Raw genomic sequence first — 20,507 nt, 5'->3', positions numbered from 1 at the left:
CGGCCCTTTCGCTCCTGCACAGGTATTACACAAACTTGTAGGAGCGGGTTCACCCGCGAAAGGGCCCACACAAGCAACATCACCCCCCCAGGAACTCGCAAAGCTCGCGCTTCTTGGCCAGGGCATCGCGCCGCCCCAACTCGATCAGTTCACTGCAATAGCTGGCCTCGAACAGCAAATAGCTCAGCACCCCCGCCCCGCTGGTGCGCGTCGCCCCCGGCCCACGTAAAAACAGGCGTAACGCCGCCGGCAACTCGCGGCGGTGCCGAGCGGCAATCTCGTCCAGCGGCTGACTGGGTGCCACCACCAGTACGTCAATCGGGGCCAGCCCCAGGCGCCGGGCATCCAGGTGCGCTGGCAACAGCCCGCTCAAGTGGTTGAGGCGCTGCAGCAGTTCGATATCGTCTTCCAGGCTGTCAATGAACGTACTGTTGAGCATGTGCCCGCCGATCTGCGCCAGGCTCGGCTGCTGCCCGCTGAACACACGCTGGGGCGGCAACGGTGGCGCTGGCCGCTGCGGGTTTCCGCTGACCCCGACCACCAGCACGCGGCTGGCCCCCAGGTGCAAGGCCGGACTGATCGGCGCCGATTGGCGCACTGCACCGTCGCCGTAATATTCACCGCCTAGTTGCACCGGGGCGAACAGCAGCGGGATCGCCGCGCTGGCCAGCAGGTGGTCGATGGTCAACGGTGCAGGTACGCCAATACGCCGGTGACGCAACCAGGCCTCGATGGTGCCGCGGCCTTGGTAGAAGGTCACCGCCTGGCCAGACTCGTAGCCAAAGGCGGTCACTGCCACGGCGCGCAGTTGCTCGGCGGCCAAGGCGTGGCCGATGCCATCCAGGTTCAGGTGCGTTTGCAGCAGGCTGCGCAAAGGGCTGCTGTCGAGCAACGCCACGGGGGCCTGGCCACCCAGCCCCAGCAGGTTGTGGCCGACGAAACGGCTGGCCTGGCGCACGACCCCGGGCCAGTCGCTGCGGATGACCAGATGGCTGCGGAAATTCTGCCAGAAGGCAGTGAGCCGCTGCACGGCGTCGTTGAAGTGCACGGCACCACTGGCCAGGGTGACCGCGTTGATGGCCCCGGCGGAGGTGCCGACGATGACCGGGAACGGGTTGTGCGCGCCGGCGGGCAGCAACTCGGCGATGCCCGCCAGCACGCCTACCTGGTAGGCGGCGCGGGCGCCGCCGCCAGACAGGATGAGACCGGTTACCGGGGGTGGAGCCATGGAGTCCTTCCTGGGGTCAAGGTGCTTTCATGCCCGGCCTCTTCGCGGGTGAACCCGCTCCCACAGGGCCCCGCAATATGCAGAACCTGTGGTAATCCTGCAGGAGCGGGTTTACCCGCGAAGAGGCCAGGCCTGCTTACAAGGTTCAGCGCTTTTTCTTGTCATACAGCCGCGGCGCCCCTTCGGGCCGCGACTTGAACCGACGGTGCGCCCACAGGTACTGCTCGGGGCACTCGCGCAACACGCTCTCGACCCACCGGTTGATGCGCAGGCAATCGGCCTCTTCGCTTTCACCGGGGAAATCCGCCAGCGGCGGGTGGATGACCAGCCGATAGCCGCTGCCATCCTCCAGACGCTTCTGGGTGAACGGGATCACTTGCGCCTTCCCCAACCGGGCGAACTTGGTAGTGGCCGTTACCGTCGCTGCCGGGATGCCGAACAGCGGCACGAAGATACTTTGCTTGGCGCCGTAGTCCTGGTCCGGTGCGTACCAGATCGCCCGGCCCGAACGCAGCAGCTTGAGCATGCCGCGCACGTCTTCGCGCTCCACCGCCAGCGAGTCGAGGTTGTGCCGCTCGCGGCCGCTGCGCTGGATGAAGTCGAACAGTGCATTGCCGTGTTCGCGGTACATGCCGTCGATGGTGTGCTGCTGACCGAGCAGCGCAGCGCCGATTTCCAGGGTCGTGAAGTGCACCGCCATGAGGATCGCGCCCTGCCCCGCCTGCTGGGCGGCCTGCAGGTGCTCAAGGCCCTCGATATGGGCCAGGCGCGCCAGCCTTGCCTTGGGCCACCACCAGCTCATGGCCATTTCGAAGAAGGCGATGCCGGTTGAAGCGAAGTTGGCCTTGAGCAAACGCTGCCGTTCGTCGACAGACAGCTCCGGGAAGCACAGCTCCAGGTTACGCGCGGCGATGCGTCGACGTTCACCGGCGACGTGATACATGACGGCGCCCAGCACGGCACCGATCTTCAGCAGCACCCGGTACGGCAACTGGACTACCAGCCACAGCAGGCCCAGGCCCAGCCACAGGCCCCAGAACTTGGGGTGAAGGTAATAGAGACGAAAACGCGGGCGTTCCATTGAAGCATCCGGAAAGACAAAGGCCGCGCATTCTACAACGGATCAGCGCATGTTGCGGGCAACCGGTGTTCTCGTTATAAGTCAGGGCACTTTTTTCGCAACAAGCCGTCTATGCAGACCATGAGCCCAAACCACACACCCGACACCGCCTCCGTGTTCCAGCTCAAGGGCAGCATGCTCGCCATTACGGTACTGGAACTGGCACGCAATGACCTTGAAGCCCTCGACCGCCAGTTGGCGGCCAAAGTCGCCCAGGCCCCTAACTTCTTCAGCAATACACCGCTGGTGCTGGCGCTGGACAAGCTGCCGGCCGACGAAGGGGCGGTCGACCTGCCCGGCTTGATGCGGATTTGCCGACACCACGGCCTGCGTACCCTGGCCATCCGCGCCAACCGCATCGAGGACATCGCCGCTGCCATCGCCATCGACCTGCCGGTGCTGCCGCCGTCAGGGGCCCGCGAACGGCCGCTGGAGCCCGAGCCCGAGGTGGTCAAAAAGCCCGAACCGGCCCCGGCGCCACCACCGCCCCCCGAACCCGAGGTGCGCCCAACCCGCATCATTACTTCGCCAGTACGCGGTGGCCAACAGATCTATGCTCAGGGGGGGGACCTGATTGTTACCGCCTCGGTCAGCCCAGGTGCGGAACTTCTGGCCGATGGCAACATCCATGTGTACGGCGCCATGCGTGGCCGCGCCCTGGCCGGCATCAAAGGCAACACCAAGGCGCGTATCTTCTGCCAGCAGATGACCGCCGAAATGGTCTCGATCGCCGGCCAGTACAAGGTTTGCGAAGACCTGCGCCGGGATCCACTGTGGGGGACCAGCGTGCAAGTCAGCCTGTCTGGTGACGTGTTGAACATCACCCGTCTTTAACGGATACTTGCCAGCATTTTTAGAGCAACTTTTTTACCGTTGCCTTTATTTAGCTATTTCAGTTTTTTGCAGGGACAAGTGTCCCGACTATTTTTAGGGGTGAAACACCTTGGCCAAGATTCTCGTGGTTACTTCCGGCAAGGGGGGTGTGGGCAAGACCACTACCAGCGCCGCCATTGGTACCGGCCTCGCACTGCGCGGCCACAAGACCGTCATTGTCGACTTCGACGTGGGCCTGCGTAACCTCGACCTGATCATGGGCTGCGAACGCCGCGTGGTGTACGACTTCGTCAACGTGGTCAACGGCGAAGCCAACCTGCAGCAGGCCCTGATCAAGGACAAGCGCCTCGAGAACCTGTACGTGCTGGCCGCCAGCCAGACCCGTGACAAGGACGCGCTGACCCAGGAAGGCGTGGAAAAGGTACTGATGGACCTGAAAAAGGACTTCGAGTACGTCATCTGCGACTCGCCGGCCGGTATCGAAAAAGGTGCTCACCTGGCCATGTACTTCGCTGACGAAGCCATCGTGGTCACCAACCCGGAAGTGTCGTCGGTACGTGACTCCGACCGCATGCTGGGCATTCTGTCGAGCAAGTCGCGCCGCTCCGAAAACGGTGAAGAGCCGATCAAGGAGCATCTGCTGATCACCCGCTACCACCCAGAGCGCGTCGTCAAAGGCGAAATGCTGAGCGTGGCCGACGTGGAAGAAATCCTGTCGATCAAGCTCAAGGGTGTGATCCCGGAGTCGCAGGCCGTCCTCAAGGCGTCCAACCAAGGTATCCCGGTCATTCTCGATGACCAGAGCGATGCCGGCCAGGCCTACAGTGATGCGGTCGACCGCCTGCTGGGCAAAGAGAAGCCGATGCGCTTCATCGATGTACAGAAGAAGGGATTCTTCGAGCGCATTTTCGGGAGCAAATAAACCATGAACCTTTTTGACTTCTTTCGTGGCAGACAGAAACAGACCAGCGCGTCGGTAGCGAAAGAGCGTCTACAGATCATCGTGGCGCACGAGCGCGGCCAACGCAGCGAACCGGACTACCTGCCCGCACTGCAGAAAGAACTGCTGGAAGTGATCCGCAAATATGTGAACATCGGCAACGATGATGTGCATATCGAGCTGGAAAACCAGGGCAGCTGCTCGATTCTCGAGCTGAACATCACCCTGCCGGATCGCTGATCCGCGTAGTCGACAACTTGGGGCTGCCTTGCAGCCCTTCGCGGGCAAGCCCGCTCCTACAGGGGAACGCATATCCTTTGTAGGAGCGGGCTTGCCCGCGAAGGGCCGCAAAGCGGCCCCAGCGTTTAACGCTATTTTCGTGAGACCTGCAATGCCGCTGTCGAATGTCCAGATCCTCTTCGAAGACGCCGCCATCCTGGTGATCAACAAACCGACCCTGCTACTGTCGGTCCCTGGCCGTGCCGAGGACAACAAGGACTGCCTGATCACCCGCCTGCAGGAAAACGGCTACCCCGATGCGTTGATCGTGCACCGTCTGGACTGGGAAACCTCCGGCATCATCCTGCTGGCCCGCGATGCCGACAGCCACCGCGAGCTGTCGCGCCAGTTTCACGACCGTGAAACCGAAAAAGCCTACACCGCACTGTGCTGGGGCCAGCCGGCGCTGGACAGCGGCAGCATCGACCTGCCGCTGCGTTACGACCCACCGACCAAACCACGGCATGTGGTGGACCACGAGCAGGGCAAGCACGCCCTGACCTTCTGGCGTATCGTCGAGCGCTGCGGCGATCACTGTCGGGTGGAGCTGACGCCGATTACCGGGCGTTCGCACCAGCTGCGCGTGCACATGCTGTCGATCGGGCACCCGCTGCTGGGTGATCGGCTGTACGCCAACCCGCAAGCCCTGGCGGCCCATGAGCGGCTGTGCCTGCATGCCTCGATGCTGAGCTTTACCCACCCGGTGTCCGGGCAGCGGTTGAAGTTCGAGTGCCCGGCACCGTTCTGATTTCGCAGGGCCTGTACCGGCCTCTTCGCGGCTAATGCCGCTCCCACAGGGACCGCGCCGCTCTCAGGGGCTGTGTAATACCTGTGGGAGCGGCTTTGGTCGCGAAGATGCAGACACCAATTGTCGACATTCTGCGTTAAACTCGCGCCACTGCTGTCTGGAGTGAGCTATGCGCGATGCACTGAATACCGGCCTTATCGACTTTCTCAAGGCCTCCCCCACGCCCTTCCATGCCACCGCCAGCCTGGTCCAGCGCCTTGAGGCGGCCGGCTACAAGCGCCTGGACGAGCGCGACAGTTGGGACCCCGAGGGTGGCGGCCGCTACTACGTCACCCGCAACGATTCTTCAATCATCGCCATCAAACTGGGCAAGCAGTCCCCGCTGCTCAATGGCATCCGCATGGTCGGCGCCCACACTGACAGCCCGTGCTTGCGGGTCAAGCCTCAGCCCGAGCTACAGCGCCAAGGTTTCCTGCAACTGGGCGTGGAAGTGTATGGCGGCGCGTTGCTGGCACCCTGGTTCGACCGCGACCTGTCGCTGGCCGGCCGCGTCACCTACCGCCGTGACGGCAAGGTCGAAAGCCAGCTGATCGACTTCAAGCTGCCAATCGCGATCATCCCCAACCTGGCGATCCACCTGAACCGCACCGCCAACGAAGGCTGGGCAATCAACCCGCAGAACGAGCTGCCCCCCATCCTCGCCCAAGTGGCCGGTGACGAACGCATTGACTTCCGCGCCCTGCTCACCGAGCAACTGGCCCGCGAGCACGAATTGATCGCCGACGTGGTGCTGGACTACGAGCTCAGCTTTTACGACACGCAGGACGCCGCGCTGATCGGCCTGAATGGTGACTTCATCGCCGGCGCCCGCCTGGACAACCTGCTGTCGTGCTACGCCGGTTTGCAGGCCCTGCTGGCCGCCGACAGCGACGAAACCTGTGTGCTGGTGTGCAACGACCACGAAGAAGTCGGCAGTTGCTCGGCCTGCGGTGCCGATGGCCCGATGCTGGAGCAGACCCTGCAGCGCCTGCTGCCCGGTGGCGACACCTATGTGCGCACCCTCCAGCGCTCGCTGATGGTGTCGGCCGACAACGCTCACGGCGTGCACCCCAACTACGCCGACAAGCATGACGGCAACCACGGGCCGAAGCTCAACGCCGGGCCCGTGATCAAAGTGAACAACAACCAGCGTTACGCCACCAACAGCGAGACGGCCGGGTTCTTCCGCCACTTGTGCATGGCCGAGGAAGTACCGGTGCAGAGCTTTGTGGTGCGCAGCGACATGGGCTGTGGCTCGACCATCGGGCCGATCACCGCCAGCCACCTGGGTGTGCGCACGGTGGATATCGGTTTGCCGACCTTTGCCATGCACTCCATTCGCGAGCTGTGCGGCAGCCATGACCTGGCGCACCTGGTGAAGGTACTGACCGCGTTCTACCGTAGCCGCGAGCTGCCTTGATGTAAGCAGGCCTGGCCTCTTCGCGGGTGAACCCGCTCCTACGGGGTTGTGCGGTCCCCGTAGGAGCGGGTTCACCCGCGAAGAGGCCAGGCCTGCTTGCACATGCTCAAGGTCAATCACGCCTCGTTTGCCAAGCGCTATGCTTGTTATATGGCCCCACTGCAAAAGGATTGCTGTCCATGTCCCCGTTCCTGTCTCTGTTCGTGCCGGTGTTCCTGTTCCTGATGCTGCTGACCATCGGCTTCAGCATGCGCGAACGCAACATCGGTGTACTGATGATGTGGATCGGCACCTTGGGTATTTTCGGCCTCACCTGCTGGAAGATCCTCGAGAAACTGCCGACATAAACCTCTACACTCGGTCAATCGTTTGACCTGAGGTAGATTTTCCAGTGCCTGCCCTCCTGCGTTACCTGTTCCTGCTGCTGTTGCTTTTCATTGCCCCGGCACAAGCGGCGGGCCTGCCTGGCCTGCTGGGCGGCAGCGCGCCCGCCCAGCCAGAGGCCACCGAGCCGCTGGGCAAATCGCTGGACGAGGTGATCAAGAACCTCGAAAACGACCAGCAACGGGCCAAGCTGCTGGCCGACCTGAAAAAACTGCGCGACGCCACCCGGCAATCGCAACCCAGTGTTGAACAGGGTGTGCTCGGCCTGATCGGCGGTGCCCTGCATGACTTTGAAAAACAGTTCAGCGGCGATGCCAGTCCATTCCACCGCTGGGCTGCGGAAATCGAACAGGCCCAGGCCGAACTGACCGAACTGATGGTGCCCGTGCACCAGTGGCCGGCGATCCTGTTCGGTTTTGCTGCAGTGATTGCCGTGTGGAGCGTGCTGGCCTACGCCTTCAACTGGGTCGGCCATCGGGTACGCCTGCGCTTTGGCCTGAGCGAAGAACTGCCACAGCACCCGCGTACCTGGGACCTGGTGCGCTTTGCCTTGCGCAAGCTCGGCCCATGGTTGGTCGCGCTGGTGTTCACGGTGTACCTGAGTTTCGTGCTGCCGCCATCGCTGGGCAAATCCCTGGCCATGGTGCTGGCCTACGCCCTGGTGGTCGGTACCTGCTTTTCGGCCATTTGCGTCATCGCCTTTTCCTTGCTGGACGGCCCACACCGCCACCGTGCCCTGCACATCCTGCGGCGCCAGGCGTTTCGCCCGTTGTGGCTGATCGGCAGCTTCGCCGCGTTTGGCGAGGCGATGAGCGATCCACGCATGCTGGTGGCCCTCGGTACCCACCTGGCCCACGCCCTGGCGACCTTGGCCAATGTGATTGCGGCGCTGTGCACCGGGTTGTTCATCCTGCGCTTCCGCCGCCCGATCGCCCACCTGATCCGCAACCAGCCACTGTCGAGGCGCCTGACCCGACGCACCCTCAGCGATACCATCGAGATCCTCGGCAGCTTCTGGTTCATTCCAGCGCTGATCCTTGTAGCCATTTCGCTGTTCGCCACCTTCGTCTCCGCCGGCGACACCAGCACCGCCCTACGCCAGTCGCTGATGTGCACGGTGCTGGTGGTGGTGTGCATGGTGCTCAACGGCCTGGTGCGCCGCCATACTGCCAACCCCAAGCGGGCCAGCAAGCGCCAGGCGGTGTACACCGAGCGCCTGCGCAACTTCGGCTACCTGCTGGTGCACCTGTTCATCTGGCTGGTGTTTATCGAGTTGGGCCTGCGCGTGTGGGGCGTGTCGATGATCAGCTTCGCCGAGGGCAACGGCCATGACGTCAGCCTGCGCCTGCTGGGCCTGGCCGGTACGCTGATGGTGGCCTGGCTGGTGTGGATCCTTGCCGACACCGCCGTACACCATGCCCTGGTGGGCTCGCGCCGGGGGCTGGCCAACGCCCGCGCGCAAACCATGATGCCGTTGATCCGCAACGTGATGTTCGTGGTCATCTTCATCATCGCGGTCATCGTCGCACTGGCCAACATGGGCATGAACGTCACCCCGCTGCTGGCCGGTGCCGGTGTGATCGGCCTGGCCATCGGTTTTGGCGCGCAGTCGCTGGTGGCCGACCTGATCACCGGCCTGTTCATCATCATCGAGGATTCGCTGGCCATCGACGACTACGTGGATGTCGGCGGCCACCTGGGCACGGTGGAAGGGTTGACCATTCGTACCGTGCGCCTGCGCGACATCGACGGCATTGTGCATACCATCCCGTTCAGCGAGATCAAGAGCATCAAGAACTACTCGCGGGAGTTCGGCTACGCGATCTTCCGCGTGGCAATACCGCACAGCATGAACATCGACCAGGCGATCACGCTGATTCGCGAAGTGGGGCAGAAGCTGCGCAATGACCCGCTGATGCGCCGCAACATCTGGTCACCGTTGGAGCTGCAGGGGGTGGAGAACTTCGAGTCAGGCTCGGCGATCTTGCGGGCACGGTTCAAGACCGCGCCGATCAAGCAGTGGGAGGTGTCGCGGGCGTTCAACCTGGCCTTGAAGCGGCAACTGGATGAGGCCGGGCTTGACCTGGCGACGCCGCGATTGTCGGTGCAAGTGGTGACAGCCGGTGGGGGTGGGATGACGGAGGCCGGTTCGTAGGAGCGGGTTTACCCGCGAAGAAGGCAACACCTCATCCAGCCTGGGCACGAATGCGGATCGCATCATGCCGCCAATACTCGAGGTCGCAGTCGATCAAGTGCCCATGCTGGTCACTGTTGACCCGGGTAATGTGCAGCCCCGGGCTGCCCGCCGACACTTTCAAGGCACTGGCCGCCTCCACCGGCAACGCTGTCGGCAGGATCTCGAAGCACACCTGCCCGTATGCGATGCCATACACCCGCCCATAAATCTCGGTCAGTGACTGCGCCAGGTCGTGTTCGAGAATGCCGGGAAAGTACCGGGGGTTGAGGTAATGCTCGGCATACAGCACCGCCCGCCCGTCAATCCGCCGTAACCGACAGACGCGCACCACGCTGGACAACGCCGGCAGCTGCAAGCGTGCACAAATGGCCGCCGAAGCCGGCTGCAGCCTCGCCGACAGCAGTTCGGTGCTGGCCACCCGCCCCTGATCGCGCACCATGGCATGGAAGTGGCTGCGCTCGATCAGGTCATAGGTCAAGCGCTGCGGCGCAACGAACCAGCCTCGGCGCTCTTCGCGGTAGATCAAGCCTTGGGCCTCAAGCTGCACCAACGCCTCACGCAGGGTAATGCGCGTGGTGTCGAACACCTCGCTGAGCCGCCGCTCGGCCGGCAGCTTGCCTCCCGGCGCCAGCAGGCCATGCTCGATCTGCTCCTGCAGGGCATGGCAGATGGCTGTTACCGCACGCGGGGGCGTCGACTGCATCAAAAGGTTACCTATCTGGACTAGTCCAGCCCCATCACAGGGCAGATTGAGAATAGTGCAAGCCTATGCAGGGCTGATGAACATCCTGTGACAAAGGCTTGTGCCAGGTACTGCCAGAAACGCGCCAAGCCAGCAGAACCGGGGCGATTACCTGGTCTACGCTGTAGCTTCAGGGCCCTCACCGGCCCCCTCCCTACATCAAACTGTCACGCAAGCGGCCTACCTTGGCTCAAGGTTTGCTGACCTAGACCAAAGGTGCCAGTCAAAGGCTTGCAACGGCTTTACCCAGAACAACGATCGTAAAGGCACCCACCCAAAGGAGCTTCGGATGAAAAAGTTCTTCATGGCGTCACTGCTCGGTTCGGCCATCGCGTTGTGTACCACGGCCATGGCCGCTGGCACTGACCTCAAGGCCCTGGAAGACGCCGCCCGCAAGGAAGGCACTGTCAACAGCGTGGGCATGCCCGACGCCTGGGCCAACTGGAAAGGCACCTGGGAAGACCTGGCCAGCAAGTACGGACTCAAGCACAGCGACACCGACATGAGTTCGGCCCAGGAACTGGCCAAGTTCGAAGCCGAGAAGGACAACGCCAGCGCCGACATCGGTGACGTGGGTGCCGCTTTCGGCCCGATCGCGGTGACCAAGGGCGTCAGCCAGCCTTACAAACCAAGCACCTGGGACCAGGTGCCGGAATGGGCCAAGGACAAGGACGGCCACTGGGCGCTGGCCTATACCGGCACCATCGCCTTCATCATCAACAAGGACCTGGTCAAGGAAGAAGAACGGCCGAAAACCTGGCATGACCTGGAAAAAGGCAAGTACAAGGTTGCCATTGGCGACGTCGGCACCGCCGCCCAGGCCGCCAACGGTGTGCTGGCTGCGGCCATCGCCTACAAAGGTGACGAGCAGAACATCCAGCCAGGCCTGCAGTTGTTCACCAAGCTGGCGCAGCAGAAGCGCCTGTCACTGGCCAACCCGACCATCCAGACCCTGGAAAAGGGCGAAGTGGAAGTTGGCGTAGTGTGGGACTTCAACGGCCTGAGCTACCGTGAACAGATCGATCCCAAGCGTTTTGAAGTGCTGATCCCCTCGGACGGCTCGGTGATTTCCGGCTATACCACGGTCATCAACAAGTACGCCAAGCACCCCAACGCGGCCAAGCTGACCCGTGAATACATCTTCAGCGATGCCGGGCAGATCAACCTGGCCAAGGGCCATGCGCGGCCGATCCGGGCCGAGCACCTGAAACTGCCGGCGGATGTGCAGGCCAAGCTACTGCCCAACGACCAGTACGGTGCCGCCCAACCGATCAAGAATGCCGAGGCCTGGGAAGCCACCTCGAAGAAACTGCCGCAGATGTGGCAGGAGCAGGTGATCATCGAGATGGAGTAAGGGGCCGGGCTTTGTAGCGCCTGATCCGGCCCTTTCGCGGGTAAACCCGCTCCTACACAGGGATACGCGATACATGTAGGAGCGGGTTTACCCGCGAAGATGCCAACGCGGTTCATGACTGGAGAAAACATGCAACACAACGTCATCCTGGTCCTGCTCGACGGCCTCAACTACCAGGTCGCCCACCATGCGATGGGCCACCTGCACGCCTACGTCGAGGCCGACCGTGCCGCGCTGTACCGCGTGGAATGCGAGCTGCCATCGCTGTCGCGGCCGCTGTACGAATGCATCCTCACCGGCGTGCCGCCAATCGACAGCGGCATCGTGCACAACAACATCAACCGCCTGTCCAACCAGCGCAGCGTGTTTCACTACGCCCGCGAGGCCAACCTGGGCACCGCGGCGGCGGCCTATCACTGGATGAGCGAGCTGTACAATCGCTCGCCCTTCGACCCGCAGCGCGACCGCCACACCCACGCGCCGAAGCTGCCGATCCAGCACGGGCTGTTCTACTGGGACGACCGTTACCCCGATTCGCACCTTCTGGCCGATGGCGAGTACCTGCGCCGCCGTCACGCCCCCAACTTCCTGCTGGTGCACCCGATGAGCGTTGACGACGTGGGTCACCGCCACGGCCTGGACAGCAGCCAGTATCGCAATGCTGCACGCAGCGTCGACATCCTGCTGGCCGACTACCTGCCCGGTTGGCTCGAGGAGGGCTACCAGGTATTGGTCACCGCCGACCACGGCATGAACAACGACCGCTCGCACAACGGCCTGCTGGCTGAAGAACGTGAAGTGCCGCTGTTCGTCTTCGGCGACGCCTTCAGCCTGGACCCGGCCGCCAAACCGCTGCAGACCGAACTGTGCGGCACCATCTGCGAGCTGCTGGGCGCCGCGCACGACAAGACGGTTTGCCGGGAGCTACTGAAGTGAGTGGCGGCATACGTGGCCGCTACCTGGCCCTGCTCTGCCTGCTGCCGTTCGCCGTGTTCTTCGTCATCTTCCAGGTCGCCCCACTGGCCTGGGTGGCGATCAACAGCCTGCAATCGGAAGCCGGCTGGGGCATCGACAACTTCAGCAAGGTGTTCGCCTCCAAGTTCTACCTGCAGGCGTTGCAACGCAGCCTGGAAATCAGCTTCTGGTCGAGCGTGTTCGGCATCGTCATTGCGACCCTCGGCGCCTACTCGCTGCGCCAGGTGGACTCGAAGCTGCGCGACTTCGTCAGCGCCTTCGCCAACATGACCAGCAACTTTGCCGGTGTGCCGCTGGCCTTTGCCTTCATCATCCTGCTCGGCTTCAACGGCGCGCTGACCCTGCTGCTGAAGCAAGTTGGCCTGCTGGAGGACTTCAGTATCTATTCCAAAAGCGGGTTGATCCTGGTGTACACCTACTTCCAGATCCCGCTGGGCGTATTGCTGCTCTACCCCGCCTTCGACGCCCTGCGCGAAGACTGGCGCGAGTCAGCCGCGCTGCTGGGCGCCAACCACTGGCAGTACTGGCGGCACATCGGCCTGCCGGTGCTGGCCCCGGCGCTGCTGGGCACTTTCGTCATCCTGCTGGCCAATGCCCTCGGCGCCTACGCCACCGTGTACGCACTGACCACCGGCAACTTCAACGTACTGCCGATCCGCATCGCCGGCCTGGTGGCGGGCGACATCAGCCTCGATCCGAACCTGGCCAGCGCCCTGGCAATGGTGCTGGTGGGGCTGATGACGCTGGTCACGGTGGTGCATCAATGGCTGCTGAAAAGGAGCTACCATGCGCGCTGACATCCGTTCCGGCGGCTGGTACCACCGCCTCGTGGTCTACCTGCTGTTCCTGATCCTGCTGCTGCCCCTGGCCGGCACCCTCCTCTACTCGCTGGCCACCAGCTGGTCGGCGACCCTGCTGCCCAGCGGCCTGACCCTCAAGTGGTATGCGGCACTGTGGAGCGAGCCGCGCTTCCTTGCGGCCTTCGGCCAGTCGTTGCTGGTGTGCGTAGGCGCACTGCTGCTGTCGGTGGCGCTGATCTTGCCACTGCTGTTCGTGGTGCATTACCACTTCCCGCGGCTCGACGCGCTGATGAACATCCTCATCCTGCTGCCATTCGCGGTGCCGCCGGTGGTGTCGTCGGTGGGGCTGCTGCAGCTGTATGGCAGCGGGCCGATGGCCATGGTCGGCACACCGTGGATCCTGATCGGCTGCTACTTCACCATCGCCCTGCCGTTCATGTACCGGGCCATCACCAACAACCTGCAGGCCATCAACCTGCGCGACCTGATGGACGCCGCGCAACTGCTTGGCGCCAGCACCTGGCAGGCCGCACTGCTGGTGGTGCTGCCGAACCTGCGCCAGGGCCTGATGGTGGCATTGCTGCTGTCGTTCTCGTTCCTGTTCGGCGAATTCGTGTTTGCCAACCTGCTGGTCGGCACCCGCTACGAGACCCTGCAGGTGTACCTGAACAACATGCGCAACAGCAGTGGCCACTTCAACAGCGCGCTGGTGATCTCCTACTTCGCCTTCGTGCTGGTACTGACCTGGGTCGCCAACCGCCTGAACAAGGACAAGACCTGACATGAGCTTCGTCAGCGTACAGAAACTGCAGAAAAGCTACGCCGGCAGCCCGGTGTTCGAGAGCATCGACTGCCACATCGAACGCGGCGAATTCGTCACCCTGCTCGGCCCGTCCGGCTGCGGCAAGTCCACCCTGCTGCGTTGCATTGCCGGGCTGACCTCGGTGGATAGCGGGCAGATACTGCTCGACGGCCACGACATCGTGCCGCTAAGCCCGCAAAAACGTGGCATCGGCATGGTGTTCCAGAGCTACGCGCTGTTCCCCAACATGACCGTGGAGCAGAATGTCGCCTTTGGCCTGCGCATGCAGAAGGTCAAGGCCGATGAAAGCCAGCTGCGGGTACACGAGGCGCTTGAGCTGGTGGAGCTGGGCAAGTTCGCCGGGCGCTACCCGCACCAGCTTTCCGGTGGCCAGTGCCAGCGCGTGGCCCTGGCACGCTCACTGGTCACCCGCCCGCGCCTGCTGCTGCTCGACGAACCGTTGTCGGCGCTGGATGCGCGTATCCGCAAGCACCTGCGCGAGCAGATTCGCGCCATCCAGCGCGAACTGGGGCTGACCACCATATTCGTCACTCACGATCAGGAGGAAGCGCTGACCATGTCCGACCGCATCTTCCTGATGAACCAGGGGCGCATCGTCCAGAGCGGCGATGCCGAAACCCTCTACACCGCTCCCGTGGACCTGTTTGCCGCCGGCTTTATCGGCAACTACAACCTGCTCGACGCCGACAGCGCCAGCCGCCTGCTGCAGCGCCCGGTGGCCAGCCGCCTGGCGATCCGCCCAGAGTCGATCACCCTTGGCGAGCACGGCGAGCTGGACGCCGAGGTACGCAGCCACAGTCTGCTGGGCAACGTGATCCGCTACCGAGTGCAGGTGCGCGAAGTGGAGCTGGTGGTCGATGTGCTCAACCGCTCGCCGGCCGACTTGCACGCGGACGGGAAACGGGTAAGCGTGTCGATCGACCCCACTGCGCTGCGGGAAGTGGCTTAAGGAGACTCAACACAATGGCACTGGCAATTTTCGATCTGGATGAGACCCTGATCCACGGCGACTGCGCCTCACTGTGGAGCGAGCAGATGGCCCGGTTGGGCTGGGTCGACGGCAAGGATTTCCTGCGCCGCGACCATGAACTGATGGAAGCCTATGGCAGGGGCCACCTGCAGATGGAGGACTACATGGCTTTCAGCCTGGAGCCGATTGCCGGGCGCACCCTGGAAGAAGTCGAGCACCTGGTGGCACCGTGGGTCGAAGAAGTGATCGAACCGATCATCTACGGTGACGCCTGCCGCTGCATTGCCGAGCACCGCAAGCGTGGGGATCGCATCCTGATCATTTCCGCGTCGGGCACGCACCTGGTCGGGCCGATTGCCGCGAGACTGGGTGTGGATGAATACCTGGCCATCGAGCTGGAGGCAGTGAACGGGGTGTACACCGGCAAGACCCACGGGGTGCTGACCTATCGTGAGGGCAAGATCACCCGGTTGCTGGAGTGGCTGGATCAGGAGCAGGAGAACCTGGAGGGCGCGAGTTTCTATTCCGATTCGAGGAATGACTTACCGTTGCTGTTGAAGGTGGATCATCCGCATGTGGTGAACCCGGATGCGGTGTTGCGCGAGCATGCCGAGATCAACGGGTGGCCGATTCTGAGCTGGAGCTGAAGGTTTTTGTGGGTTGTGCCGGCTTCTTCGCGGGTAAACCCGCTCCTACATCGCACAGTGTTCAAATTGTGGCGATCTCAATGCAGGTGCGGGTTTACCCGTGAAGGGGCCTGGCCGGCTTACACCAGGCTAGGGTCGATCACCATCACCAGCTTGCCCGACACCTGATTGGTCTCCAGCTCGGCATACGCCGCCTGGGCAAACTCCACCGGATAGGTATCGACCAGCTGCGGCGACAAACGCCCCTCGGCAAACAGTGGCCATACGTGCTGCTGCAGTTCGCTCAGCAGCTCGGCCTTGAAGCCGTCGTCACGGTTGCGCAGGGTGGAACCGGTGATTTCCAGGCGCTTGCCCAGCACTTGGGCCAGGTCCAGCTCAAACTTGCGTCCGCCCATCAGGCCGATGATCACCCAGCGACCGTCGCGGGCCAGCAGTTTGAGGTTCAGCTCACCGTAGCTAGCGCCCACCGGGTCGAGAATCACGTCGAACGGGCCAAAACCTTCCAGCTCGTCCAGGTTCTCGTTACGGACCACACCACCCGCAGCGCCCAGCGCTTGGCAGTAGGCCAGACGATCCTGCGAACCGACGCTGACCCACACCGGGCTGCCGAACGCCTTGCACAGCTGGATGGCGGCCGAGCCAACGCCACTGGCGCCGGCGTGCACCAGCACCTTCTCGCCAGCCTTCACCGCACCGAGCTGGAAGATGTTCAGCCAGGCGGTGGCATACACCTCCGGCAGCGCTGCCGCCTCATGCAGGCCAAGGCCTTCGGGTACCGGCAGGACGTGACGGGCATCGACCACCACTTCCTCGGCCATGGCGCCGCTGGCCAGCAGGGCGCAAACGCGGTCACCCACGCGCCAATCGGCACCAGCCCCCACCTCTTCAATCACCCCGGAACACTCCAGTCCCATGTACGGGCTGGCACCTGGTGGTGGCGGGTACAAACCTTTCATCTGCAGCAGGTCGGCGCGGTTCAGCCCCGCTGCGGCCACGCGAATGCGCACTTGGCCCGCGTCACAGGTCGGGCGCTCGGCCTCGACCCACTCCACATGTCCGTCAACGCCTTGCAATGCCTTCACAGTGCCTCCATAGTTGAATCATGACTGGGCCTGAGGTCGCTTACCTCAGGCCTTTTGCAGTATTTGCCCGGCTCCATGGAACCGGCAACGGAAAAGACGGCCTACTATGCGTGATCAATTGCCTCCACGTCGAATCAGCATGAAGCATTTCCTTCCAAGCACCGCACTGGCTGTGATGATCGGCCTGGGCAGCCTCACGCTCGGCGGCAATGCGGCGGCCGCCAACAAGTGGGACAGCCTGCAGCCCGACCGCGACGAGATCGTCGCCAGCCTCAACGTGGTGGAATTGCTCAAGCGCCACCACTACAGCAAGCCACCTCTGGACGATGCCCGTTCGGTCATTATCTACGACAGCTACATCAAGCTGCTGGACCCGGCGCGCAGCTACTTCACCGCTGCCGACATTGCCGAATTCGATAAATGGAAAAGGCAATTCGACGATTTCCTCAAGAGCGGCAACCTGGACCCGGGCTTCACCATCTACAAACGCTACCTCGACCGCGTCAAGCAACGCCTGGACTTCGCCCTGGCCGAGCTGAACAAGGGCGTGGACAAGATGGACTTCACCACCAAGGAAACCTTGCTGATCGATCGCAAGGACGCACCGTGGATGAAGAACCAGGCCGAGCTCGACGACTTGTGGCGCAAACGCGTGAAAGACGAAGTGCTGCGCCAGAAGATCGCCGGCAAGGAACCCAAGCAGATCCAGGAAACCCTGATCAAGCGTTACAAGAACCAGCTCGCGCGCCTGGATCAGACCCGTGCCGAGGACATCTTCCAGGCCTACATCAACACCTTCGCCCAGTCCTACGACCCACACACCAACTACCTGTCGCCGGACAACGCCGAGAACTTCGACATCAACATGAGCCTGTCGCTCGAAGGCATCGGTGCGGTGCTGCAAAGCGACAACGACCAGGTCAAGATCGTGCGCCTGGTGCCGGCAGGCCCGGCAGCCAAGACCAAGCAGGTGGCCCCGGCCGACAAAATCATCGGCGTAGCCCAGGGCAACAAGGAAATGGTCGACGTGGTGGGCTGGCGCCTGGACGAAGTGGTCAAGCTGATCCGTGGCCCGAAAGGCTCGGTGGTGCGCCTGGAAATCATCCCGGCCAGCAATGCACCTAGCGACCAGACCAGCAAGATTGTGTCGATCACCCGTGAAGCGGTGAAGCTTGAAGAGCAGGCGGCGAAGAAGTCGGTGCTCAAGCTCAAGCAGGACGGGCGTGACTACAAGCTGGGCATCATCGAGATTCCAGCCTTCTACCTGGACTTCAAGGCCTACCGTGCGGGCGACCCGGAGTACAAGAGCACCACGCGTGACGTGAAGAAGCTGCTCACCGAACTGCAAAAAGAAAAAGTCGATGGCGTGGTCATCGACCTGCGCAACAACGGCGGCGGCTCGCTGCAGGAAGCCACCGAGCTGACCAGCCTGTTCATCGAAAAAGGCCCGACCGTGCTGGTGCGCAATAGTGACGGCCGCGTCGACGTGCTGGAAGACGAAAACCCGGGGGCCTTCTACAAGGGCCCGCTGGCATTGCTGGTCAACCGCCTGTCGGCCTCGGCATCGGAGATCTTCGCCGGTGCCATGCAGGACTACCACCGCGCGCTGATCATCGGTGGCCAGACCTTCGGCAAAGGCACCGTGCAGACCATCCAGCCGCTCAACCATGGCGAGCTGAAGCTGACCCTGGCCAAGTTCTACCGCGTTTCCGGGCAGAGCACCCAGCATCAGGGGGTACTGCCGGACATCGACTACCCATCGATCATCGACACCAAGGAAATCGGCGAGAGCGCCCTGCCAGAGGCCATGCCGTGGGACACCATCCGCCCGGTGGTCAAGCCTGTAGCCGATCCGTTCAGGCCGTTCCTGGCCCAGCTCAAGGCGCAGCATGAGGCACGCAGCGACAAGGATGCCGAGTTCACCTACATCCGCGACCGCCTGGCCCTGACCCAGAAGCTGATGAACGAGAAAACCGTCAGCCTCAACGAACAGGAACGCCGCGCCCGCCACGACAGCATCGAGACCAAGCAACTGGCGCTGGAAAACATCCGCCGCAAGGCCAAGGGTGAAGAACCGCTGAAAGAGCTGAAGAAAGAGGACGAAGACGCTCTGCCGGTCGAGGATGAAAACACCAAGCCGGAAGACGACGCTTACCTTGCGGAAACCGGTCGCATCCTGATCGACTACCTCAGTGCCAGCACCAAGGTGGCCAAGAAGTAAGGCACCTCAGCAATGATGGCAGAATAATGCGACCTGTCATCAAACAGTCATCGTGCTGTCGTGAAATATGGGGGCCGGGCATGTAGATGCCCGGCCTTTTCATTTTCAGGAATACATCATGACCGTTGCCGAACAGCTCAGTGCCTTGAGTGCCATCCTGGCTCAACGCAGTATTCACAGTCTGTTCCAGCCTATCGTGTGCCTGAGTGAACATAGGGTGTTCGGCCATGAGGCGCTGAGCCGTGGTCCGTCCAACAGCCCGCTACATGCGCCGCTCAACCTGTTTACCATCGCCCGCCAGGCCGGCCGCCTGACCGAGCTGGAAGCCGCTTGCCGAGAAAGCGCCTGCCGACGCTTCAGCGAGCAGCAACTGCAGGGCAAACTGTTTCTCAACATCTCGCCCGAATCGCTGCTGGAGCCGCACTACCCTTCTGGCCTGACCCTGAAACTGCTCGAACAGGTTGGCCTGCCGCCCAGCCGGGTGGTGATCGAGTTGACCGAGCACACGCCCACCGACGATTTCCAGCTGCTGTCCAATGCCCTGCACCACTATCGCGACATGGGCTTCTCGATTGCCATCGACGACCTGGGCGCGGGATATTCCAGCCTGCGCCTGTGGTCGGAGCTGCGCCCCGAATACGTGAAGATCGACCGGCACTTCATTGACGGCATCCACCGTGACCCGCTCAAGCGCGAGTTTGTTGGCTCCATTCTGCAGATCGCCCGAGCGTCGAAGGCACAGGTGATTGCCGAGGGCATCGAGCTGGCGGAAGAGCTGGCGGTGCTGGTGGAGATGGGCGTGGACCTGGTGCAGGGCTACTTGTTAGGGCGGCCACAGGAGATGGGGGTACGCGACAGCGGGCTTTTACCAGCACTGACGCAGGTGCCACTGGCTGAACAACCGACAGTGCACTTGAATGCCACGATCGGGCAGCTGCTGGAGCTATTTGGCCGATACCAGCACCTGGAGGCATTGGAAGTGGTGGATGCCGATGGCAGGGGGTGCGGGTTGATTCACAGGGATGCGCTGCCTGTGCCGGCCTATTCGCGGGTGAACCCGCTCCTACAACAGCCTGATTCCAACCCCCGATGTGTGCCCACCACCGTGGTAGGAGCGGGTTTACCCGCGAATACGGTGGCGGCGGCAACGGTGAACGGTGGATGGATATTGGCCAGCAGGACCGGCCTCTTCGCGGGTGAACCCGCTCCTACACGACGGCCTGAGTCCGACCCCAGATGCGTGTCCACCTCCGATCTGCGTAGGAGCGGGTTTACCCGCGAATACGGTGGCGGCGGCAACGGTGAACGGCGGGTGGATATTGGCCAGCAGGGCCGGCCTCTTCGCGGGTGAACCCGCTCCTACACGACGGCCTGAGTCCGACCCCAGATGCGTGTCCACCACCGATCTGCGTAGGAGCGGGTTTACCCGCGAATACGGTGGCGGCGGCAACGGTGAACGGTGGATGGAAATTGGCCAGCAGGACCGGCCTCTTCGCGGGTGAACCCGCTCCTACACGACGGCCTGAGTCCGACCCCAGATGCGTGTCCACCACCGATCTGCGTAGGAGCGGGTTTACCCGCGAATACGGTGGCGGCGGCAACGGTGAACGGTGGATGGAAATTGGCTAGCAGGGCCGGCCTCTTCGCGGGTGAACCCGCTCCTACACGACGGCCTGAGTCCGCCCCCAGATGCGTGTCCACCTC

18 protein-coding genes and 1 pseudogene are annotated in these 20,507 nt (G+C 62.8%); 15 read left to right on the top strand and 4 right to left on the bottom strand.

Annotated features, from left to right (window positions below; translation table 11 throughout):
* Window positions 1-79: 79 nt before the first annotated feature.
* Together J3A98_RS03850 and J3A98_RS03845 are read right to left on the bottom strand one after the other, a co-directional pair.
* Window positions 80-1,228: a patatin-like phospholipase family protein gene (locus J3A98_RS03850; RefSeq protein WP_176685025.1), complete on the bottom strand. Its 1,149-nt coding sequence runs from the start codon at window positions 1,226-1,228 to the stop codon at window positions 80-82.
* Between the two features lie 145 nt (window positions 1,229-1,373).
* Entirely contained in the window at window positions 1,374-2,309 is a 936-nt protein-coding gene (locus J3A98_RS03845) for a lipid A biosynthesis lauroyl acyltransferase (protein ID WP_209964125.1), read from the bottom strand.
* 111 nt (window positions 2,310-2,420) lie between these two features.
* On the opposite strand from J3A98_RS03845, the gene minC reads away from it, so the two are divergent.
* The 7 genes from minC to J3A98_RS03810 all read left to right on the top strand — a co-directional run bounded on the left by minC (window position 2,421) and on the right by J3A98_RS03810 (window position 9,147).
* Window positions 2,421-3,182, top strand: a complete 762-nt coding sequence (minC, locus tag J3A98_RS03840) for a septum site-determining protein MinC (RefSeq protein ID WP_021782475.1) — start codon at window positions 2,421-2,423, stop codon at window positions 3,180-3,182.
* Between the two features lie 109 nt (window positions 3,183-3,291).
* Entirely contained in the window at window positions 3,292-4,104 is an 813-nt protein-coding gene (gene minD, locus J3A98_RS03835; protein WP_003252574.1) for a septum site-determining protein MinD, read from the top strand.
* Between the two features lie 3 nt (window positions 4,105-4,107).
* The gene (gene minE / locus J3A98_RS03830; RefSeq protein WP_003252572.1) at window positions 4,108-4,362 is read left to right on the top strand and encodes a cell division topological specificity factor MinE; all 255 of its coding nucleotides are present in this window, start codon (window positions 4,108-4,110) and stop codon (window positions 4,360-4,362) included.
* 151 nt (window positions 4,363-4,513) lie between these two features.
* Entirely contained in the window at window positions 4,514-5,149 is a 636-nt protein-coding gene (locus tag J3A98_RS03825) for an RluA family pseudouridine synthase (protein ID WP_019436776.1), read from the top strand.
* Window positions 5,150-5,318: 169 nt separating this feature from the next.
* A complete protein-coding gene (locus tag J3A98_RS03820; protein WP_209964122.1) occupies window positions 5,319-6,608 on the top strand; it encodes a M18 family aminopeptidase in 1,290 nt (429 codons plus the stop codon).
* A gap of 179 nt (window positions 6,609-6,787) precedes the next feature.
* The gene (locus J3A98_RS03815) at window positions 6,788-6,955 is read left to right on the top strand and encodes a hypothetical protein (RefSeq protein ID WP_016501052.1); all 168 of its coding nucleotides are present in this window, start codon (window positions 6,788-6,790) and stop codon (window positions 6,953-6,955) included.
* Between the two features lie 44 nt (window positions 6,956-6,999).
* Window positions 7,000-9,147, top strand: a complete 2,148-nt coding sequence (locus J3A98_RS03810; protein WP_209964119.1) for a mechanosensitive ion channel domain-containing protein — start codon at window positions 7,000-7,002, stop codon at window positions 9,145-9,147.
* A gap of 31 nt (window positions 9,148-9,178) precedes the next feature.
* Here the strand turns inward: J3A98_RS03810 and J3A98_RS03805 are convergent, their stop codons facing one another.
* Window positions 9,179-9,892: a UTRA domain-containing protein gene (locus J3A98_RS03805; protein ID WP_209964116.1), complete on the bottom strand. Its 714-nt coding sequence runs from the start codon at window positions 9,890-9,892 to the stop codon at window positions 9,179-9,181.
* 328 nt (window positions 9,893-10,220) lie between these two features.
* Between J3A98_RS03805 and J3A98_RS03800 the strand changes: the two genes are divergently transcribed.
* The 6 genes from J3A98_RS03800 (at window position 10,221) to J3A98_RS03775 (ending at window position 15,500) form a co-directional block, all read left to right on the top strand.
* Complete coding sequence (locus J3A98_RS03800; protein ID WP_021782479.1) at window positions 10,221-11,285, top strand: extracellular solute-binding protein; 1,065 nt, start codon at window positions 10,221-10,223, stop codon at window positions 11,283-11,285.
* 129 nt (window positions 11,286-11,414) lie between these two features.
* Complete coding sequence (locus tag J3A98_RS03795; RefSeq protein WP_003252558.1) at window positions 11,415-12,221, top strand: alkaline phosphatase family protein; 807 nt, start codon at window positions 11,415-11,417, stop codon at window positions 12,219-12,221.
* On the top strand, window positions 12,218-13,057 hold the full coding sequence (locus tag J3A98_RS03790) for an ABC transporter permease subunit (RefSeq protein ID WP_103469327.1): 840 nt from the start codon (window positions 12,218-12,220) through the stop codon (window positions 13,055-13,057). The genes J3A98_RS03795 and J3A98_RS03790 overlap by 4 nt, the downstream gene beginning before the upstream one ends.
* Complete coding sequence (locus J3A98_RS03785) at window positions 13,047-13,841, top strand: ABC transporter permease (RefSeq protein WP_209964113.1); 795 nt, start codon at window positions 13,047-13,049, stop codon at window positions 13,839-13,841. Before J3A98_RS03790 ends, J3A98_RS03785 begins: the two co-directional genes overlap by 11 nt.
* A gap of 1 nt (window position 13,842) precedes the next feature.
* Window positions 13,843-14,832, top strand: a complete 990-nt coding sequence (locus J3A98_RS03780) for an ABC transporter ATP-binding protein (RefSeq protein ID WP_209964110.1) — start codon at window positions 13,843-13,845, stop codon at window positions 14,830-14,832.
* Window positions 14,833-14,846: 14 nt separating this feature from the next.
* Complete coding sequence (locus tag J3A98_RS03775) at window positions 14,847-15,500, top strand: HAD family hydrolase (protein ID WP_019436775.1); 654 nt, start codon at window positions 14,847-14,849, stop codon at window positions 15,498-15,500.
* Window positions 15,501-15,619: 119 nt separating this feature from the next.
* On the opposite strand, the gene J3A98_RS03770 is transcribed toward J3A98_RS03775, so the two are convergent.
* Window positions 15,620-16,582 (bottom strand): NAD(P)H-quinone oxidoreductase, encoded by a 963-nt coding sequence (locus tag J3A98_RS03770; protein WP_176685016.1) that lies wholly within the window; start codon window positions 16,580-16,582, stop codon window positions 15,620-15,622.
* A 139-nt stretch (window positions 16,583-16,721) separates the two neighbouring features.
* Between J3A98_RS03770 and J3A98_RS03765 the strand changes: the two genes are divergently transcribed.
* Window positions 16,722-18,803, top strand: coding sequence for a carboxy terminal-processing peptidase (locus tag J3A98_RS03765; RefSeq protein WP_176685015.1), 2,082 nt, complete (start codon window positions 16,722-16,724; stop codon window positions 18,801-18,803).
* 118 nt (window positions 18,804-18,921) lie between these two features.
* Window positions 18,922-19,866, top strand: a pseudogene (locus J3A98_RS03760) (EAL domain-containing protein); the annotation flags it as partial.
* Between the last annotated feature and the right edge of the window lie 641 nt (window positions 19,867-20,507).

It is taken from the genome of Pseudomonas sp. BP6 (assembly GCF_017875935.1).
Lineage (GTDB): Bacteria > Pseudomonadota > Gammaproteobacteria > Pseudomonadales > Pseudomonadaceae > Aquipseudomonas > Aquipseudomonas putida_Y.
The sequence above is the reverse complement of the archived record's forward strand: the minus strand, read 5'-3'. Positions and strand labels throughout refer to the sequence as shown.

Bases quoted from the DNA above. Each gene is read 5' to 3' on its own strand.
- J3A98_RS03845 (WP_209964125.1), bottom strand. From the start codon at position 2,309: ATGGAACGCCCGCGTTTTCGTCTCTATTACCTTCACCCCAAGTTCTGG.
- J3A98_RS03795 (WP_003252558.1), top strand. From the start codon at position 11,415: ATGCAACACAACGTCATCCTGGTCCTGCTCGACGGCCTCAACTACCAG.
- J3A98_RS03815 (WP_016501052.1), top strand. From the start codon at position 6,788: ATGTCCCCGTTCCTGTCTCTGTTCGTGCCGGTGTTCCTGTTCCTGATG.
- J3A98_RS03825 (WP_019436776.1), top strand. From the start codon at position 4,514: ATGCCGCTGTCGAATGTCCAGATCCTCTTCGAAGACGCCGCCATCCTG.
- J3A98_RS03765 (WP_176685015.1), top strand. From the start codon at position 16,722: ATGAAGCATTTCCTTCCAAGCACCGCACTGGCTGTGATGATCGGCCTG.
- J3A98_RS03785 (WP_209964113.1), top strand. From the start codon at position 13,047: ATGCGCGCTGACATCCGTTCCGGCGGCTGGTACCACCGCCTCGTGGTC.
- J3A98_RS03820 (WP_209964122.1), top strand. From the start codon at position 5,319: ATGCGCGATGCACTGAATACCGGCCTTATCGACTTTCTCAAGGCCTCC.
- minC (WP_021782475.1), top strand. From the start codon at position 2,421: ATGCAGACCATGAGCCCAAACCACACACCCGACACCGCCTCCGTGTTC.
- J3A98_RS03850 (WP_176685025.1), bottom strand. From the start codon at position 1,228: ATGGCTCCACCCCCGGTAACCGGTCTCATCCTGTCTGGCGGCGGCGCC.
- minE (WP_003252572.1), top strand. From the start codon at position 4,108: ATGAACCTTTTTGACTTCTTTCGTGGCAGACAGAAACAGACCAGCGCG.
- J3A98_RS03805 (WP_209964116.1), bottom strand. From the start codon at position 9,892: ATGCAGTCGACGCCCCCGCGTGCGGTAACAGCCATCTGCCATGCCCTG.
- J3A98_RS03800 (WP_021782479.1), top strand. From the start codon at position 10,221: ATGAAAAAGTTCTTCATGGCGTCACTGCTCGGTTCGGCCATCGCGTTG.
- J3A98_RS03780 (WP_209964110.1), top strand. From the start codon at position 13,843: ATGAGCTTCGTCAGCGTACAGAAACTGCAGAAAAGCTACGCCGGCAGC.
- J3A98_RS03775 (WP_019436775.1), top strand. From the start codon at position 14,847: ATGGCACTGGCAATTTTCGATCTGGATGAGACCCTGATCCACGGCGAC.